The following is a 17,958-nucleotide window of genomic DNA, read 5'->3' as shown; positions in this document are numbered from 1 at the left end:
CGGCGGGTTTTTTGTTGTGATTTGAAGGTCGCAGGTAACGGTGTCATTGGCATATTACGACACACGATCATATTCCGGCGCATGGATACTCCCTCTTTCCTGTGCTTGTACAGGAATGAGGGAAGAAGAGCTTGGCTATGCGCCGCAAAAGGATGATGGCGCATGAACCACCCTATCCCCATCCTCAGGACCGAACGCCTGACGCTGCGCCCGCTGATGATCACAGATTTTCCGGCCTATCGGGATTTCATGATGTCATTGCGCTCTATCGGTGTGGGCGGGCCTTACGACCTGCCCTCGACATGGGGTGTGTTCTGCCACGATCAGGCCAACTGGTACTTTTTCGGCCATGGCGCACTAATGATCGAGCTTGACGCAACGGGACAATGTGTCGGCCAGGTCGGCATCAATCACGGTCCGCTGTTTCCGGAAAAGGAACTGGGCTGGCTGCTTTACGAAGGCCATGAAGGATACGGCTATGCGGCGGAAGCCGCCTCGGCGCTGCGCGACTGGGCCTTCAAGACCCTGAACCTGCCTTCGCTTGTCAGCTACGTCTCGCCGCAGAATCGGAAATCTGCAGCCGTTGCCGAGCGAATCGGCGGCATGCTCGATCCGAAAGCGCCCCGTTCAGATCCCGAAGACCTCGTTTATCGGCACCATCCGGCAAACGCCGTTTGAAAGAGGAACACCTCAGGATCATCCCGCTCACGACGCGTCCCGAAACATATGGCAACGCTTAGCAGACCTCGAACGTGTTCACAGTCGTTCTCGATCGCGATCGAGACCGCCACGGCGGCAGCCTCGATCAGGCGGCGGATCAGACCGCTGCAAGCTGCTGGAGATGGTTTGCCATGCCGGCACCCTCCCCGCCCGCATTCACCGTGTCGAAATAGTCATGCCATCCGCTGTCAGCGATTGCCTCCACCAGAAGAGAAAGGGCCTGCCGGTCACGGCAACGCCACAGCGCAAAGAATTCATGGGGGGACGCGTGGCCCAGCGAGGTATCGACCGCGCCCGTTGTGATCACCTCGATACCCGCCTGAGAAAGCGCGCTCATGCCCGCGCCGATCCGGGCAAAAAAAGCTGCCCGCGCCTCGCCGCTCAAGGCCTTCCAGCTTGGTTTGGCCGAATAAAGTTCAGCGAGAAAATAAGACATGTCATCAGTCTCCATATTTGGAATCAATTGTCGGGAAGGCGGGCCGAAACAGTGGCCGCGCCCGTCTTTGTCCGCACCTTCACAAGAAGCTTGCTCAACAAACAGCGCTCGCTTTGGTCGAGACCGGAAAGCAGCGAGGATATCCATTCGGCATGTTCAACAAACAATGTCTCCACCAGCGTCTTGCCGCTGACAGTCAGGGAGACCAGAAGCTTGCGGCGGTCGTCATAAGCGGGTCGGCGCGTCACGAACCCATCCTTCTCCAGCCCGTCAAGCAGGCCGGTAATGGTGGCGCGCGTGACGCCGGAAGCGTCGGCAAGTTCATGCGGCGAAAGGCCTTCCGCCCTGTCTCGCAAGAGTACAAGAAGCAGAAATTTCCCTTCCGACAGACGGTGCGGCGAGAGCCGCGCGGCGCAATCCCGGTCAATAGCCGCAGCAAGCGACAGAAGCTCGAAACAAAGCCTGATCCCGCCGGGCTCTGCGGTGATTTCGTTTGTTAGGGGCTTTCCCGGTTCAGAAACGCCCGATTGCAATGTGCGCGCCAACAGCGCTTCATATTTCTTTTCCAGCATCATAAGCCGGCATATAGTATGCCGCCTTACCATCCGTCAACCCTTTTATTCCTTGGCCCCTGCCCCCGCAGATTTATGTTCCCATAAGTCTTTCGAAAAGCCGCACCGGGCTTTCCCGGAACGTCGTCTCCCGGAAAGGACGGAAGCCGAAGCGGGCGGCGATTGCGAGAGAGGGCGTATTCAGCGGATCGATCATGCAGACGACACGGCTCGATATGCCCGCGGCGTCAAACCAGCCGAGCGCGGCTTGCACGGCTTCGCTGGCCGCGCCTTTGCCTGTCAAATCCCTGTCGATCTTCCACATGGCCTCCGGAGCGGTGTCGAAATCCGCGCCATGTCCACGGCGCATATGGGCAAGACCGACCTCGCCGACGATTCGTCCCGTGGCGGCCTCCTCAACCACGAAGGGGCCGAAGCCGAAGACGGACCAGTGACCGATGAAGCGCAGGAGCCGCGCAAAGGCGAGTTCGGGATCGAGCGGCGCGATTGAGCTCACCCCTGGTATCGGACGAACATCCGCGCCCCAGAAGGAGCAATAAAGTGCTTCGTCCTCAATGGCGTGAGGCCGCAACACAAGACGCGCGGTTTCGACACGGATCATGAGACCTTCTCCTCGGAAAAGAAAAAGGCCGGGCGCAGGCTAAAGCCGCACCCAACCCTGGTGGCATCCTTGTCGCATTGAAACGATCACGCCGTAATCGTCTTGGCGGTAAACACGATGCGGTCGTCATGCACCTTGTATTCCACCGCCATATTGGCCTCCTCGGCCAGAAGCAGCGTGTAGTAGGGCTGCACGGAATGGGCGTCGACCGCCTCTTCCAGCCTGCCCTCGTAAATTTCCACGAACTTGGCCGGCACCCGCATCATCCGGCCCTTGACGGTGATTTCGAACCTGGCGTCGCCGTCGGGGTTTTCCAGCAGCACGTCCACATTGCCGCCGCGCGGAATGGAGCCGTAAGCGACGAGGAAGAGGTTGAGCAGAAGTTTGACACGATTCTTCGCAACGATGGCGCGCGGGCCGTTCCAGCTCACTTCCGCCTTCTTTTCGGCGGCAGCGAAATCCTGGGCGGCTTTTTCGGCCTCACCGGTGTCGATGGAGGCGCCGGCCGAACCGGAAGCGCCGAAAGCAAGGCGGGCGAACTTCAGCCGCACGGATGCGTTAAGGGCTGACGTGCGGATGAGATCGAGCGCATCGTCATCCGTGCCGCCCTCGTCCAGAAGCTCGAGGCCGTTATTGATGGCGCCGACAGGAGAAATCACATCATGGCACACACGGCTGCACAGAAGAGCCGCCAGATCGGGACCGGACAGCGTGATATTGAGTTTGCTGGTCATAAAATTCTCTCCTGCGCAAGGGAGGCGCGGACGGTGTGGAAATTGTTAAGCCATAATGACACCATATTTGGTAAACCGATTGTTAATAGGATGGTTTCAAAATGCCAAATGGCTTAACAGGCCACACTGGAGCCATGTGTATCCGCAAGGATGCGCGAAATATGCTGTAGAATTTTTTCTGCACGCCAGTCCTCAAGAAAACCGATTCGGATTTCGGGCTGGTGCGCTAACGAAACAGACGGACGGACATGACGATGCGCCTTACGAAAACCCGCACCATTGCACGCCTGGGACTGGGAAAGATTGTCGCGCTCCTTGCGAGCCTCCTGTTATGGGCCGCACCGGCCGCAGCCCAGAACAGCGATCAATATTCTTTCCAGGAAGTCATTGATGCGGGCCACGGATTCTTCGGTGAAACCACCGGCGGCCTTGCCAAGGTGGTGGAGCGCGCCTTCCAGCAATACGGTCTTCCGAACGGTTACATTCTCGGCCAGGAAGGCTCCGGCGCCTTCGTCGCGGGCCTCACCTATGGCGAAGGTACGCTTTACACCAAGAACGCCGGCCAGCACCCCGTCTTCTGGCAGGGCCCCTCCCTCGGCCTCGATTACGGCGGCCAGGGAACCCGCGCCATGATGCTGGTCTACAACCTGCCTTCGGTCGATGCGCTTTACCGCCGTTACGGTGGTGTGAGCGGCTCCGCTTTCATCGTCGCCGGCGTCGGCATGACCTATCTGAAAAGCAGCGATGTGACGCTCGCCCCCATCCGCACCGGCATCGGCGCGCGCCTCGGCATCAATGTCGGTTACCTGAAGCTCACCCAGCAGCCGACCTGGAACCCCTTCTGATTCGCCAAGGTCTGAGTGGAGCTAACGGTGGTCTACAGGATGAGGCATTGCGGCAGGTTTCTTCTCCCCGCCGGGGAGAAGGTGGCCCGAAGGGCCGGATGAGGGGGCGACGTTGCCGTATCTCATAACCCTTGCCCCCTCATCCCGCTGCCGCGGACTTCTCCCCCTCGGGGAGAAGAAGCAAGTGGCAACGTACCGCCCGCTAACTGCCTAGGGGAGCCCCCTCCCCACGGTTGCAATAATAGCGTAACGTGCTTTCGCGCCCTCTTTCCGAATGCGCGCGTATCTGAGTTTCGGAGACTGTCCCGCGTGATCGAATATGCCATTCTTTTCGGATTGGGTTTTCTCACCGCAACCCTGCTGGCCCTGTTGATCGCACCCGCGATCCACCGCCGCATCGTCGCCTATACGGAAAATCGCATACGCGCGACGATGCCCATCAGCCCGCAGGAAGTTCGCGCCCAGAAGGACATGGCGCGTGCGCTTTACGCCGCAGAGAACGCCAAGATCCGCCAGGAGCTGGATACGGAACGGGAAAAAAACACCTCCCTGCGCCTCGCCAACGAGGCCGCCTCCAGCGATGCCTACCGCCTTGGCGAGCAGAACCGCGGTTTCTCCCTGAAAATCGAGGAGCTGACGCTGGAAATCGGCGAATTGCGCGCGGCCCTCGATGCCGCCGAAGAACACGCCGGCGCCCTACGGGCGAACCTCGCGCAACAGGAGCAGGCCGCCAACGAGCGCGCCGGCCAGATGTCCGATCTCACCGCCCGCCTCACCCATCTGACGCGCGAGCTGGATGATTCGAAAATCCTCGCCGCCACCCGCGATCTGGAAGCCGAACAGGCCAAGCAGAGCGCCACGCGTTTCCGCAAGGAGGGCGAGACCGCCACCCGCGAATTGCAGGATGTGGCGGCCCGCAACAAGGAGGCGATGACGGCGGTTGCGCGCGAAAGCCGCAAGGTCACACGGCTCGAGGAGCAGGTCGCGACCGTCATGGCGAAAAACGCCGATCTCGACACGATGCTGACACTGCGCAACCAGGAAGTCGCCCGGCTTAAGGAACAGCTTGCGGCAACCGGCGGCCGCAGCAACGACATGATCATCCGTCTGCCGAACCCCGCCGTCTCGGACGACAAAACGGTCAGCCCATCGCAACCGACGGCCCCCGCCCCAGCCGCCGCGCTTGAACCCGCACCCGCCGCCGAAGAGGCGATACCGGCTGCCGCCGCAGAGGAACCAGCCCCCCCGGTATCGACCGAGCCAGCGGCGTCGCAAGGCCTGGAGCAGGAAATCGAGGATATCCGTAATCAGGGCGCCGCGCTCACCGAACGCCTGCTGAATGTGCGCGGCGTCGGCAATGACGAACCCATCCGCCGCGAAATCGCACGGATCGCCGCCGAGATGATCGCGCTCACCGCCGCGCAGGAGGGTGAGGCCTCGCCTATTCCGGGGTTGCTGGCCAAGGCCTCCGGTTCGTCAGGGCGGGAGAGCCTTGCGACGCGGGCGAAGGTGGTGATGGAGAAGCGGGAACGCTAGGTTCGCCGAGGGTCTGGTTTACCTCAACGTTGAGTGTGCGGCTCACCCCCCTCTGCCCTGCCGGGCATCTCCCCCTCAAGGGGGGAGATCGGCAGGAGGCGCGACCACCGCTTCATTCGCAAACGTTGAGAGGGGCGAGGCCTCACCACGAGTCGATCTCCCCCCTTGAGGGGGAGATGTCCGGCAGGACAGAGGGGGGTGAGCCGCATACGCCGAAGTGCTAAAGCGGCTCTGATCTACACCCGCCCCATCACCCCCGCCATCTCATAAAGCGCCAGCCCCGAAGCCGTCCCCGCATTCAGGCTATCCAGCTGCGGCGACTGCGCAATCCGCGCGGTATGAAACCGCGAGAGCACCGATTGCGGCAACCCCTCGCCTTCTGTGCCGATCACCAGCGCCATGCGCTGTGATCGGGGAATATCGCGTATCTCCGTCTCGCCATTCGGAGACAGGCTCCAGATAGCAAACCCCGCCTCGGAAAGCCGCTCCAGCATGTCCACCGCCCCGCCACCGCGATGATAGGGAACCGACAGCACCGAGCCCACGGAAACCCTGAGCGCCTTGCGATAAAGCGGGTCGCAACACGTCTCGTCCAGCAGCACCGCATCGGCGTAAAAGGCCGCCGCATTGCGGAACATCGCGCCGAGATTATCGTGGTTGGAAATGCCGCAGCCGACAAGCACCAGGGAAGATGCGGGAAGTGCCGCCGTCATTTCTTCCAGTCCGCGATCCTGAACCCGCCGCCCGAGCGCCAGAATGCCGCGATGCAGGTGAAAACCGACGATGCCGTCCAGCACCGGCGCTTCCGCCACATAGACCGGCACATCCGGCGGGAAATCCGCAAGGATATCCGCAACGCCGGAAAGGCGGTTGCGCAGGATCAGGATGCTCTCGGCTGCAAATGCGCCTCCCGCTTTGTGGGCGGCGGCCAGCATGCGCAGCACCACCGTGCCTTCCGCAATGAACCGACCTTGACGGCCGGTGAGATCACGCTCGCGAATATCGCGAAACGCGGCGATGCGCGGATCGGCGGGATCCTCGACCGGGATCAGCGGTCGCCCCTCCAGCAGGTTATTGGCCTCACTGGCCATCGACCGTCACATCGGCGAGGAACCGGCCGGTCGCAACATTGAAGACCAGCGCCTTGCGGGTGCCATTGGAAAGCCGGCCATAAAACAGCATGTCGCCGCCGGAATAGCTGACATTGTCGATCGTGAAGCCCTGCGGCAGGCTGGCGGTGACCGCCATCGGGCCATTGCCGGTGGGAACGGCAAGGTTCGGCGCTTCCGCCTGTGTCTGAACCGCCTTCGACGGCCCCATCGCCTTGTAGACAACCGCACCGAAGACGGCCATAAGGCTGATAAACATCACGGAGCCCGACACGATCTGCAAACGGATCATCTTGCGGCGAACTTTTTCCATGGCCGGATCAAGCGGCTTGTCTTCCTGTTCGTCTTGCTCGATCTGCGTCATCGGGTTCCCTGAAATGCTGATGGATCGGAAAAATAAGAATGAACGACCCCTTTAAACAAGGCGGAGACGCAAGGAAAGTCCTGATTGCCGGGGAAGATGCCGAAGGCCGCCTCGATTCGTGGCTGGCAGGCGAGGTGGGCGGCGACTTCTCCCGCAGCCGCCTGAAGGCGCTGATCGAACAGGGCGCGGTTTCCCTCAACGGCAATCCGGTGACGGAGCCGAAGAAGAAGGTGCATCCCGGCGACCGTATCGAAATCATCATGCCCGAGCCGGAAGACCCGGAACCCAAGGGCGAGGACATTCCGCTCGACGTGGAATATGAGGATGAAGACCTGATCGTGCTGGTCAAACCGGCCGGTCTCGTCGTGCATCCGGGCGCAGGCAACTGGACCGGCACGCTGGTCAACGCCCTCATCCACCATTGCGGCGACAGCCTCTCCGGCATTGGCGGTGTCAAGCGGCCGGGCATCGTGCACCGGTTGGACAAGGAAACCTCCGGTGTCATGGTCGTGGCGAAGAACGACAATGCCCACCGGCATCTCGCCGCGCAATTTGCCGATCATGGCCGCACCGGGCCGCTGGAGCGCGCCTACAAGGCCGTCGTCTGGGGCCGCCCGCGAACCCTGCGCGGCACCATCGACGCAGCACTCGGCCGCAGCGCCGACCGCACCAAACGCGCCGTCAAACACGAGGATGCCGACGATGCCCGCGAGGCGATCACCCATTACGAGGTGATGGAACGCTACCATGAGCGGCCGGACGCCACCTGCCTCGCCTCCATGGTGGAATGCCGTCTGGAAACCGGCCGCACCCACCAGATCCGCGTGCACATGGCCCATATCGGCCATCCGCTGATCGGCGATCCCGAATATGGCGCGGCCTTCCGCACCAAGGCGAACCTTCTCGAAGAACCGGCCAAAAGCACCGTCCGCGGCTTTCCGCGCCAGGCTCTGCATGCCTATCTGCTCGCTTTCGAACATCCGCGCACCGGCGAGGTGATGGAATTCGAAACCGACCTGCCCGACGACATGGAAGCGCTGACCGCCGCATTGCGTGGCTGAAAACCTGCATGGCGCGGTCAAAAAACCGCGCCATGCATTTCGCCGGAAGCCCCGGATAATAAAAAAAGATTAGCGGATAGCGATATTCCGCAGTCGGTCCTTTTTATAGACCGCCCCAATTTCGCTTCAATCGTCACACCTCCTCGGCCCCGCAACGCCTGAAATCGCGGCCATTAAACTGTGACGATTTCAAGCCTGCCAAATAAAGCGCAGAGACGCCATTCGTTCGATCCGCCCCGAACGGAACCGGCATGATGACGGGATCTATCGCATGAATATCGAAGACCGCCGGTTTATATTTCAGGAGTTGCGCAGCGTCGAAGGTTATATCGACCCGCCCGATGCGCTCGTCTTCAAAGCGCTGTTGCAGGCCCAGACGAAAAGCGGCCTCCATGGCGGCCTGGCGGAAATCGGCGTTTATTATGGCCGATCCTATTTCCTGCTGCGCAAATTCGCGCAGCCGCAGGAAAAGGTTCTGGGCGTCGACTTGTTCGATCTCGACCCGCCGGAAGACGGCAGCCTCGACCAATATGAGCGCCTGATGGAAAACGGTCGCCGGCTGGACTTTCCAATGGACGAGAACCTCATCATCAAGGGCGACAGCACCCGGCTGGCGCCCGCCGATATCACCTCCCGCATCGGCCCCGCCCGCTTCTTCAGCATCGACGGCGGCCACACCCTGCACCATGTGCTGGCCGATGCGAAACTGGCCATGGAGGTGATCGAGCCGCATGGCGTCATCGTCTTCGACGACACTTTCAACCCCGCCTGGCCGGAAGTGACGGTGGGCGTCGCCGATTTTCTGCGCACCCATGGCCATAGCCTCGTCTGCTTCGGCATGACGAAATACAAGACCTATGTCTGTCACCGGGAATTTCACGCCACCTATGCTGCTGCCATCGCCGCCGATCACGATCTGCAGGCCCTTTCCCATGTCGAAACGCAGTTCCTCGGCTCGAAGGTGGTGCGCCTGCACAATCCCATGCGCAGACGGGTGATGTATGAACTGATGGTGCGCTCCGGCCTTGGTGGCTTCTCGGAACGAATCTACCGTTCGAAAGTTAAACAGATCAAGGAAGGTGTGACTGGAATATAACGTATGTGTGAACGCAGCGTTCGCTTGAAACGCGGCGGGCGCGTACATATTTGTCACATGGGTTCGTGCGGGGTCGGTAACGACCCGCAGCTTACGGTGTGCCTCGGGCGGGTGATTTGCCATGCCAAAGAGGGTGCCGTTCCAGACCATAGATAAGGGGGTGCTTTATGGCCCGCAATAGTTTGCCTACGATTACAGCCGGCGAAGCCGGCCTCAATAGATATCTCGACGAAATCCGTAAATTTCCGATGCTGGAGCCGCAGGAAGAATACATGCTGGGCAAGCGTTATGCCGAGCATGGCGACCGCGACGCCGCACACAAACTCGTCACCAGCCATCTGCGTCTTGTTGCCAAGATCGCCATGGGTTACCGCGGTTACGGCCTGCCGATCGGCGAAGTCGTGTCCGAAGGCAATGTCGGCCTGATGCAGGCGGTGAAGAAGTTCGATCCGGAACGCGGCTTCCGTCTGGCCACCTATGCCATGTGGTGGATCAAGGCCTCGATCCAGGAATATATCCTGCGCTCGTGGTCGCTGGTGAAGATGGGTACGACCGCCAACCAGAAGCGTCTATTCTTCAACCTGCGCCGGCTGAAGGGCCGCATTCAGGCGATCGACGATGGCGATCTGAAGCCGGAACACGTCAAGGAAATCGCCACCAAGCTGCAGGTGTCGGAAGAAGAAGTCATCTCGATGAACCGCCGCCTGCATGGCGACGCATCGCTGAATGCGCCGATCAAGGCGTCCGAAGGCGAATCCGGCCAATGGCAGGACTGGCTGGTGGACGATCATGACAGCCAGGAAGACGTGCTGATCGAGCAGGACGAGCTGGAAACCCGCCGCCGCATGCTGGCGAAAGCCATGGGCGTGCTGAACGAGCGCGAACGCCGCATCTTCGAAGCCCGCCGCCTTGCCGAAGACCCGGTGACGCTGGAAGAACTCTCATCCGAGTTCGACATCAGCCGTGAACGCGTCCGCCAGATCGAGGTTCGCGCCTTCGAGAAGGTGCAGGAAGCGGTGCAGAAGGAAGCGCTGGAAGCCGCGCGTGCATTGCGCGTGGTGGATGCGTAAGCGCTCCTTAAAACGCTAGTCGACATAAAGCCCGCGGATCGCAAGAACTGCGGGCTTTTTGTTTGAAACCGGCATTATTCAGGACGGTAGGTGCAGCCCCCTCATCGCCTCGCTGCGCTCCGGCACTTCTCCCCGGCGGGGAGAAGAAGCTGGGGCACCGTCTCATTCCACAGGGGATTTCAGACTGATGCTTTGAGAGGTCGATAGGTTGCCGCAAATTCTTCTCCCCGCCGGGGAGAAGTGCCGGAGCGTAAGCGAGGCGATGAGGGGGCCAGCTCTCGGCAAGCCCCCGGATCATCACTGCCCGGTCGTCGGCGTTGCCGCCGCCCATTCGCTGAGCGCCTTGTCGAAGGCGGCGATGCCGTCATTGCCCTTTTGCAGGGTCAGCAGCGCACGCCGGCCATTGCGATAGGAAACCGGAATGTCGATCCAGTTGCGACTCTTCAGAAGCTCCAGATTGGTCTTCATCGCATCCGGGAAATCGTTGAGCGCAATCATGTGGAAATCGTCGGTGATCTTGGCCGGAACCGCAATCAGGGCGTTGCCGCGATCCTGCTCGGTGCTCTTCATCGCGATGCGCTGGACGCTGTCGATAGCGCCGCCTTCGAAGCCGGGCGATACCGAGAAGACGATCTCGATCAGATGGCTGGCCGGCAGCGACGGGTCGGTATTGCGCTTAAAGGTGATCAGTGCGCTGAGGCCACGGCCGGGAACGTTGATCTGACCCTGCACGGTGGGCGAAGGTTTGCCATCGCCGTCATTTTCCTGCTGCAGCGACCAGGAAACGCTGCCCTGAATGGCGGTCGGCACCGTCTGACCCAGCACTTCCTCATAAAGGAACATGCGGTCGCCGGCGGCGGCGGCGGGCTGCTGCGCCGGCGTGCCGGCAGGCGTTCCGGCTGGCGCACCGGCATTATTGGCCGGAGCCTCGCCCGCAGCCGGCGGCGCGACATTCTGCTCATAGACCGACTGGCCTTCGGCGGTAACGGGCTGGCCGTTCGCGCCCGGCGCAGGTCCCTCGTCACGCTCTGTGCCGTCGGCCAGAAGCCGCTGAGTGAACTTGGTGCCGGTGACGGAGCCGTCATCGCCATGGGCCGGCGTCTGTTGGTTGGTCGGGGACGTCGGCTGCTGCCCCGTGGCGGGCGGCTGCTGGGTCGCCGGCGGTGTCGAGGTCTGCGCCTCACCCGTCCCGTTCGAAGCCGTCTCGCTTGAGCCGCCGTTCTGTGCGGAGCTGACCAGCCCGCCGACCATATCGTTCAGCGCATCGCGGTTCATCCACACGGCATAACCGCCGCCGGCTAGCAGCGCCACGCCGGCAAGGGCAAGCACCACCGACGCATAATTGCGACGCGGCTTCTTCTTGACCATATAGGCGGGCGTCGCGGCGGCAGCGCCCACACCATTCGGTTCGCCCGGAGCCTGACTGGTGGAGGACGACGCGCCGTCATAACCGATCAACTCGTCCAGATCGTCCCAGGGCGTGCGTTCCTTATTGTCCTTTGCCGCGGCCTGATCGCCGAAGAGATCGTTATCGGCGCGCGGCAGCGCTGGCGCGTCCTTCGGCGGAATGGCGATATCCGCATCCTGGAAATAGGACGAAAAATCCTCGACCACGGCTGCCTTTTTCGGGGCCTGCTCTTCCGTCTGGCGATGATCGTCGAAATCGTGCCGGCCACCAAAGGCGGGCGCGTGCTCCACGGCGGCGGGGCCGAAATGGTCGTCCGCCTCGCGACGCTCATGCTCGTCGTAAGGGGCCGGCTCGAAGCTTACCTCCGGTTCCTGGTAATGCTGAGCGGCATAACCGGCAACGAGCGGACCTTCCTCGGTCTCGTTACGAACCTCTTCATATTCCTCTCCGGCCGGACGCACATCGTCGTCCTGCGCGTCCTCGAGCTTGCGCCAGTCGTCCTCATCCACCGGCTGCGCCCAATGGGACGGAACGGAATCATCAGCAGGAGCGGGCGCCGTTTCAGGCACCACATAGTCATCCTGCGGCTGGTGAGCCGGCTCTTCTTCCGTACGGACGAAATAGGTGCCGACGGCTTCGTCGGAGCCGTGTGCCGGAGCGTGAGCGGCATGAACCGTTTCCGGCGCATCATAAAGCTCTTCCGGCTCGCGGCCGCCGTGATGCGGCTCCTCATCGGCAGCGGTGTCAGCGTGCCGGGGCTCTTCCTCTTCGACCGCTTCTTCGTAAACCGGCTCGGATTGCGCGGGTTCAGCGGCTGCCGGTTCTTCGTAGACCGGCTCGTGCCGCGCCTCTTCCCGGTCTGCATCCTCCGCCGGCTCGGCGGCGCGGGCGTCGTCTTCGTCGGCGGAATCCTGCTGGTAATAGGACGCCGCCGTCTCTTCCGCAGCGGGAGAGACAGCGTCATCTTCCTCCAGCGCCGGAAGCGCCTCTGCATATTCGCTGTCCACCTCGGCGATTGCGGCGTCCAGCTTGGCGATCTGCCGGCGCAACAATTCTTCCGGCGGACGTGGCTTCATATTCTCGAGCTGGCGCACAACAGCACTGCGCGCCTTGTCGTAAACCTTCGCCCGGTTTTCGGGAGTATTGTTCGCCAAGCCATCCACGGCCTTGCGAATGACTGCTACAAAATCCGCCATAAGCACTTTCTCGTCGTGACCGGCGACGTACCGGCCCGATATGGTTTATGAATCTAGATCGCCGAGGACATTAATCCTCAAACGGATCAGTCACAAGTATGGTGTCGTCACGCTCCGGACTTGTCGACAGAAGCGCGACAGGCGCCCCGATCAATTCCTCGACCTGACGGACATATTTGATTGCCTGAGCAGGCAAATCCGCCCATTTTCGGGCACCGACGGTAGATTCCTTCCAGCCTTCCAGTGTGACGTAGATCGGCTCGACCCGCGCCTGCGCGCCCTGGCTTGCCGGAAGATGATCGATTTCCTGCCCGTCCAGCTTGTAACCGACGCAGATTTTCAGCTCGTCGAGACCGTCGAGAACATCGAGCTTGGTGAGCGCGATGCCGGTAATACCGTTGGTGGCGACCGACTGGCGCACCAGTGCGGCATCGAACCAGCCGCAGCGGCGCTTGCGGCCGGTGACGGTGCCGAATTCATGACCCTTTTCGCCCAGGAACTGGCCGATCTCGTCGTTCAGCTCGGTCGGGAACGGACCTTCGCCAACACGGGTGGTGTAGGCCTTGGTGATGCCGAGAATGTAACCCAGGGAACCCGGACCCATGCCCGAACCGGCAGCGGCCTGACCGGCAACCGTGTTGGAAGAGGTCACGTAAGGATAGGTGCCATGGTCGATATCGAGCAGCGACCCTTGAGCGCCTTCGAACAGGATGCGCGCACCGGCGCGGCGCTTCTTGTCGAGCAGCAGCCAGACGGTTTCGCTGAACGGCAGGATGCGTTCGGCAATCGAGCCCAGTTCTTCCATGATCGTCTCATGCGCCACTTCAGCCGCGCCGAAACCGCGACGAAGCGCATTGTGATGCGTGAGGATGCGGTCGACCTTGGCGGAAAGCGCCTCCATGTCGGCCAGATCCATGACGCGGATGGCGCGGCGGCCGACCTTGTCTTCATAGGCCGGGCCGATGCCGCGGCGGGTGGTGCCGATCTTGGTGCCGCTGTTGGAGGCCGCATCTTCGCGCATGCCGTCCAGTTCTCGATGCAGAGAAAGAATAAGGGTGGCGTTGTCGGCGATGCGCAGGTTTTCCGGCGTGACCTTGACGCCCTGCGCTTCCAGACGGCCGATTTCGGCAATCAGGGCATGCGGATCGACCACGACGCCATTGCCGATGACGGCAAGCTTGCCGGGACGCACGACGCCGGACGGCAGGAGCGAAAGCTTGTAGCTGATGCCATCGATGACAAGCGTATGGCCGGCATTATGGCCGCCCTGATACCGCACGACGACATCTGCCCGCTCGGACAGCCAGTCGACAATCTTGCCTTTGCCTTCGTCGCCCCATTGCGAGCCGACCACCACAACATTCGTCATTTCTTGCTTTCCTGCTCATGGCGCTTGCACGCCCGATAACCCGATGGGAAACCCAAACCCGCGAATGTATACTGCGTTGTTTTACGGAAAGCGACCCTGTTTCTTATGGAGAATTTTGCTTTTTCCGTGACAAGACGCGGATTTCCCGCATTATCTCGCCCCGTGGGGGCCAAGCGCGGGCGCGAGGCCGCCATCCACCCCTCTCCGTTTTCCCACCCATTGAAGAAGCGAAACATCAGCGTGCCTTCGAAAGCCTATATCGCCCTCATCATCGCCACGCTCTGCTGGGGCGGCAACACCGTTGCCGGAAAGCTGGCCGTCGGCCACATCAGCCCCATGGCCTTCACCTTCCTGCGCTGGGTCTTCGCCGTCGCCATCATCTTCGCCATTTCCGTGCCGCAACTCATCAAGGACTGGCCGGTGGTGAAACAGCGCCTGCCCTATTTCTTCGTGCTCGGCAGTGTCGGTTATACCGCCTTTAACGTGTTTCTCTACACGGCCCTGCAACACACCTCGGCCATCAATGCCGCCGTCATCCAGGCCGGCATTCCCATGGTCATCTTCGTCCTGAACTTCATACTGTTCCGCACCCGCGTGCTGTTCGGCCAGATCGCCGGCTTCTGCCTCACCATCGCCGGTGTGGCGCTGCTCGCCTCGCATGGCGATCCGGTCTCGCTGCTGCAACTGGAAATGAATGTCGGCGACGCCGTCATGCTGCTCGCCGTGCTTGTTTATGCGATCTACACCGTCATTCTGCGCTGGAAACCGGCCGTCGACTGGCGCACGCTGATGGCCATCCCCGCCTTCTTCGCGCTCCTCACCTCGGTGCCGCTGGTCTTCTGGGAAATCTCCCGCAACAGCGTCGTCTGGCCGGATCAGAAGGGTTGGGTGCTGGTGGTCTATGCCGGGATTTTTGCCTCACTCGTCGCGCAGATCCTGTACATCAAGGGCGTGGAACAGATCGGCGCCAACCGCGCCGGCCTCTTCATCAACCTTGTGCCTGTCTTCGGCACGCTGCTGTCCGTCTTCGTGCTCAGCGAAACGCTGCACACGTATCAGATAGCCGCACTCATCATGGCGCTGGCGGGCATTGCCGTCGCGGAACGAAAAAAATCGCCGGCTTCCTGAACCAACAGGGTCAGGAAAACCGGCGCAGTCTGGCAGGCATGAAAGAATGGAGCGTCGGATCGCAAACTGTTTCCGATGCTCGAACCAAAGGTCAAAGCGCGGTTTCGCGCTCTGCCGGAGAAAAGACGGCGTTGCCAAGGACGATATCGCCCCTGTCGGTGGTAACGATCAGCACTTTTTCGAGCGATCCGTCATTGTTCAGCGAAAAGGCGAGGCGCAGCGCGCTGGAGGACCAGCCGGCGCCGGCAAGGGCCGTGCGCTTGATGGCGGCGCAATCACCGCAATCGCCAAGGCTCAAAGACGGCGTTGCCGGAACATCGGTTGCAAAACCGGAGACATAATCGTCGAGCGCGCCCATTGTGGCGTTCACGTCGCGGTTGACGCGCAGCAGTTCCTCACGGCGCTCGACCGTCAGCGGCGCAGCGATGGCAGAGACGCACTGGCCGGCGGCAAGAACGCAGCCGTCGAAACCATCAGGCGCGGAAACACCGATCTGCGTCACGGCGGATTTCTCGACGGCGGCGAAACCGCGGGCAAAACCGGCAGCGCCAGCAGCGTCGGCATGGTTGGACATGGAAGCAACGGCAATTCCGCAGATGGCGGCAGCAATAATCTTCTTCAGCATTTCATACCCCGTTTGCGATCCGCCGGCTTGTGCCGGTCTCGATTTCTGTTTTGTGGAGCGCCTCTTGCAAGGGCCGCTCTCCGTCTGTGATCCCACAATGGCACAGCACTGTTTTCAGGCGCTTTAAGCCGATTGCTACAATTTTATCGGTTTTGATTTTTGGGACACCGAGCACATTTTCAGACATGCGTCGATGCCGTCGCCGCGATAGTCGCGGCAACGTGGCGGGAGAGAAAGGGCCGCATCGCTGCGGGGCATGGATTGGTATTGGAGGGTTTGCAGACGATGCGGCCCGGCTCCGATATTTTAACCTGTAACGCACCCGCCAAACCGGTTCCTGTTTGGAAGGAGGCCACATGCCGGCCGCCTCAACCGTGACATTGGGAAACTCCCCAGTCTCGGCCGCCTGCCCCGCCCATCTCGCGCCGCGCGCACGTTTGATGACCGGTATGGAGACAAGCCTACCGCGCAGATAGACACCGGGGATGCACGGGGAAGAAAAAAGTCGAAAGATGACAGGAAGCGACGATGCGCGGCTGGTTTTGCCCCATCCCCGCCACAGGAATTTTCAGCGGGTTAACGGCCGCGCGATGTCAGGCATTTGAATTAACCTTGTCTTAAAACCCGACGTTAATGGTTAGCAATTTAAGAATAACGGAACGAAAGGGTTCCGTTATGCGTGGCGTATCTGCCGTTGTTTTTCTGATGCTCGTCCTGGCCGGCTGCGCCACCGCACCGTCGCAGGTCACCAATGCCTGTGCGATTTTCGAGCAGCGGAACGGCATCTTCAACAACTGGCGGCGTGATGCCAAGGCGGCCGAGCGCGAATTCGGCGTGCCCGTGCCGGTCATGATGGCGACGATCTACACCGAATCCGCCTTCCGCCCCTATGCACGGCCGCCGCGCACCAAACTCTTGGGTTTCATTCCCTGGAAACGCCAGTCGAGCGCCTATGGTTATGCACAGGCGCTGGACGGCACATGGAGCGTTTACCAGCGCGAAACCGGCCGCTGGTCGGCAAGCCGCACCGATTTCACCGATGCGATCCATTTCGTCGGCTGGTACCACGCCAAGAGCCGACGCGAAAACGGCATTGCGCTGAACGACCCCTATAATCTCTACCTCGCTTATTATTCCGGCCATGCCGGTTATGCGAAGGGCAGCTGGCGCAACAATTCCGCGGTCCAAAAGGCCGCCCGCCGCTCCGCCAACATGGCGCTGCGTTACGAGGCGCAGTTGCAGCAATGCGGATATCGCTGAGGCGAGACTGGACAAGTTCACTTGAGAACAAGGGACGGAGTAGCAACCACCTCCGTCATCCTCGCGCTTGACCCGAGGATCCATGGTCACGCCGGGCGGTGGATCCTCGGGTCAAGCCCGAGGATGACGTTTTGTCGGGAGCGGCATGGTGCCGGAATGGTCGCGCCAGACGGAGAGCGCCTGTGCAGCCACACGCCTATTCCCCATAAGCCGCCAGAAAACCCCTGACCGCATCGATCTCGCCGGCGCGGATTTCATGCCCGCCCGGATGCCATACGGTTTCCACCGTGCCGCCCTGTGCCTTGAGGCTCTGTTCCAGCGCCTTCGTCAGCGGCACCGGGCAGATAGGATCGCGCTCGCCGGCCGTAATCAGCACCCGGCGCGAGGCCTTGGCGGGAGAAATCTTCGGCTCGAACGGGATGAGCGGATGCATCAGCACCGCCGCATCGAAAAGTCCGGGTTCTTCGATCAGCACATTGGCGAGAATATTCGCACCATTGGAAAAACCGAGGCCGATGACCGGACCCGCCTGGTAATGCTCCCGGTTCGCCTTGATGAAATCCGCCATCTTGACGGTCGCCCGTTGAAGGTCGGCCATGTCGTAGACGCCCTCTCCCGTGCGCCGGAAAAACCGCGCCGCACCGTGTTCGGAGACATCGCCGACGGGTGAGAGAATGGTCGCCTCAGGCAGCAGGCGCGAGCCGAAATCGAAGAACTGGTTTTCATCGCCGCCGGTGCCGTGCAGCAAAACGAAAAGCGGTGCACCGGCAACGCCGGCGCGGGATTTGTGGAAATAGCTGTCCCTGGTCATGGGAGAATCCTTTCTGA

At 61.3% G+C, this 17,958-nt stretch carries 18 protein-coding genes; 8 read left to right on the top strand and 10 right to left on the bottom strand.

The features are described from left to right. Window positions 1-162 precede the first annotated feature (162 nt). The gene (locus PL599_RS13825; protein WP_269824496.1) at window positions 163-678 is read left to right on the top strand and encodes a GNAT family N-acetyltransferase; all 516 of its coding nucleotides are present in this window, start codon (window positions 163-165) and stop codon (window positions 676-678) included. Window positions 679-817: 139 nt separating this feature from the next. On the opposite strand, the gene PL599_RS13820 is transcribed toward PL599_RS13825, so the two are convergent. The 4 genes from PL599_RS13820 to chpT all read right to left on the bottom strand — a co-directional run bounded on the left by PL599_RS13820 (window position 818) and on the right by chpT (window position 3,063). Beyond that, a complete protein-coding gene (locus tag PL599_RS13820) occupies window positions 818-1,156 on the bottom strand; it encodes a DUF6616 family protein (protein ID WP_077981605.1) in 339 nt (112 codons plus the stop codon). Between the two features lie 23 nt (window positions 1,157-1,179). Next, window positions 1,180-1,728, bottom strand: coding sequence for a MarR family winged helix-turn-helix transcriptional regulator (locus PL599_RS13815; RefSeq protein WP_269824497.1), 549 nt, complete (start codon window positions 1,726-1,728; stop codon window positions 1,180-1,182). Window positions 1,729-1,801: 73 nt separating this feature from the next. Continuing rightward, the gene (locus tag PL599_RS13810) at window positions 1,802-2,329 is read right to left on the bottom strand and encodes a GNAT family N-acetyltransferase (protein ID WP_080789882.1); all 528 of its coding nucleotides are present in this window, start codon (window positions 2,327-2,329) and stop codon (window positions 1,802-1,804) included. 86 nt (window positions 2,330-2,415) lie between these two features. Further along, complete coding sequence (chpT, locus tag PL599_RS13805) at window positions 2,416-3,063, bottom strand: histidine phosphotransferase ChpT (protein ID WP_077981411.1); 648 nt, start codon at window positions 3,061-3,063, stop codon at window positions 2,416-2,418. 248 nt (window positions 3,064-3,311) lie between these two features. Here chpT and PL599_RS13800 point away from each other — a divergent pair, with 248 nt between their 5' ends. Beyond that, on the top strand, window positions 3,312-3,908 hold the full coding sequence (locus PL599_RS13800; protein WP_170985549.1) for a DUF1134 domain-containing protein: 597 nt from the start codon (window positions 3,312-3,314) through the stop codon (window positions 3,906-3,908). A 309-nt stretch (window positions 3,909-4,217) separates the two neighbouring features. Beyond that, a complete protein-coding gene (locus PL599_RS13795; RefSeq protein ID WP_269826866.1) occupies window positions 4,218-5,444 on the top strand; it encodes a hypothetical protein in 1,227 nt (408 codons plus the stop codon). A 236-nt stretch (window positions 5,445-5,680) separates the two neighbouring features. On the opposite strand, the gene PL599_RS13790 is transcribed toward PL599_RS13795, so the two are convergent. After that, window positions 5,681-6,535: a TrmH family RNA methyltransferase gene (locus PL599_RS13790; RefSeq protein ID WP_269824499.1), complete on the bottom strand. Its 855-nt coding sequence runs from the start codon at window positions 6,533-6,535 to the stop codon at window positions 5,681-5,683. Continuing rightward, window positions 6,525-6,917, bottom strand: a complete 393-nt coding sequence (locus PL599_RS13785) for a hypothetical protein (protein WP_137410868.1) — start codon at window positions 6,915-6,917, stop codon at window positions 6,525-6,527. Before PL599_RS13785 ends, PL599_RS13790 begins: the two co-directional genes overlap by 11 nt. Before the next feature lie 38 nt (window positions 6,918-6,955). Between PL599_RS13785 and PL599_RS13780 the strand changes: the two genes are divergently transcribed. The 3 genes from PL599_RS13780 (at window position 6,956) to rpoH (ending at window position 10,144) form a co-directional block, all read left to right on the top strand. Next, window positions 6,956-7,978: an RluA family pseudouridine synthase gene (locus PL599_RS13780; RefSeq protein ID WP_269824500.1), complete on the top strand. Its 1,023-nt coding sequence runs from the start codon at window positions 6,956-6,958 to the stop codon at window positions 7,976-7,978. A 271-nt stretch (window positions 7,979-8,249) separates the two neighbouring features. Further along, complete coding sequence (locus tag PL599_RS13775; protein ID WP_137410870.1) at window positions 8,250-9,074, top strand: class I SAM-dependent methyltransferase; 825 nt, start codon at window positions 8,250-8,252, stop codon at window positions 9,072-9,074. A gap of 167 nt (window positions 9,075-9,241) precedes the next feature. Next, on the top strand, window positions 9,242-10,144 hold the full coding sequence (rpoH, locus tag PL599_RS13770; protein WP_080789876.1) for an RNA polymerase sigma factor RpoH: 903 nt from the start codon (window positions 9,242-9,244) through the stop codon (window positions 10,142-10,144). A 297-nt stretch (window positions 10,145-10,441) separates the two neighbouring features. Here rpoH and PL599_RS13765 read toward each other — a convergent pair whose 3' ends face one another. Both PL599_RS13765 and PL599_RS13760 read right to left on the bottom strand, forming a co-directional pair. Further along, a complete protein-coding gene (locus tag PL599_RS13765) occupies window positions 10,442-12,748 on the bottom strand; it encodes a hypothetical protein (RefSeq protein ID WP_269824501.1) in 2,307 nt (768 codons plus the stop codon). 70 nt (window positions 12,749-12,818) lie between these two features. Beyond that, complete coding sequence (locus tag PL599_RS13760; protein ID WP_077981405.1) at window positions 12,819-14,117, bottom strand: adenylosuccinate synthase; 1,299 nt, start codon at window positions 14,115-14,117, stop codon at window positions 12,819-12,821. Between the two features lie 240 nt (window positions 14,118-14,357). Here PL599_RS13760 and PL599_RS13755 point away from each other — a divergent pair, with 240 nt between their 5' ends. Then, complete coding sequence (locus tag PL599_RS13755; RefSeq protein ID WP_162520557.1) at window positions 14,358-15,245, top strand: DMT family transporter; 888 nt, start codon at window positions 14,358-14,360, stop codon at window positions 15,243-15,245. A gap of 91 nt (window positions 15,246-15,336) precedes the next feature. On the opposite strand, the gene PL599_RS13750 is transcribed toward PL599_RS13755, so the two are convergent. Beyond that, window positions 15,337-15,870, bottom strand: coding sequence for a transglutaminase-like cysteine peptidase (locus PL599_RS13750; protein WP_269824502.1), 534 nt, complete (start codon window positions 15,868-15,870; stop codon window positions 15,337-15,339). Between the two features lie 675 nt (window positions 15,871-16,545). Here PL599_RS13750 and PL599_RS13745 point away from each other — a divergent pair. Beyond that, a complete protein-coding gene (locus tag PL599_RS13745) occupies window positions 16,546-17,130 on the top strand; it encodes a transglycosylase SLT domain-containing protein (protein WP_269824503.1) in 585 nt (194 codons plus the stop codon). Between the two features lie 196 nt (window positions 17,131-17,326). Here PL599_RS13745 and PL599_RS13740 read toward each other — a convergent pair whose 3' ends face one another. Further along, the gene (locus PL599_RS13740; RefSeq protein WP_077981400.1) at window positions 17,327-17,941 is read right to left on the bottom strand and encodes an alpha/beta hydrolase; all 615 of its coding nucleotides are present in this window, start codon (window positions 17,939-17,941) and stop codon (window positions 17,327-17,329) included. Between the last annotated feature and the right edge of the window lie 17 nt (window positions 17,942-17,958).

Source organism: Agrobacterium sp. ST15.16.055 (assembly GCF_027956555.1).
Taxonomy (GTDB): domain Bacteria; phylum Pseudomonadota; class Alphaproteobacteria; order Rhizobiales; family Rhizobiaceae; genus Agrobacterium; species Agrobacterium salinitolerans.
Note: the sequence above shows the minus strand (reverse complement) of the source record. Positions and strands in the feature narration are given on the sequence as shown.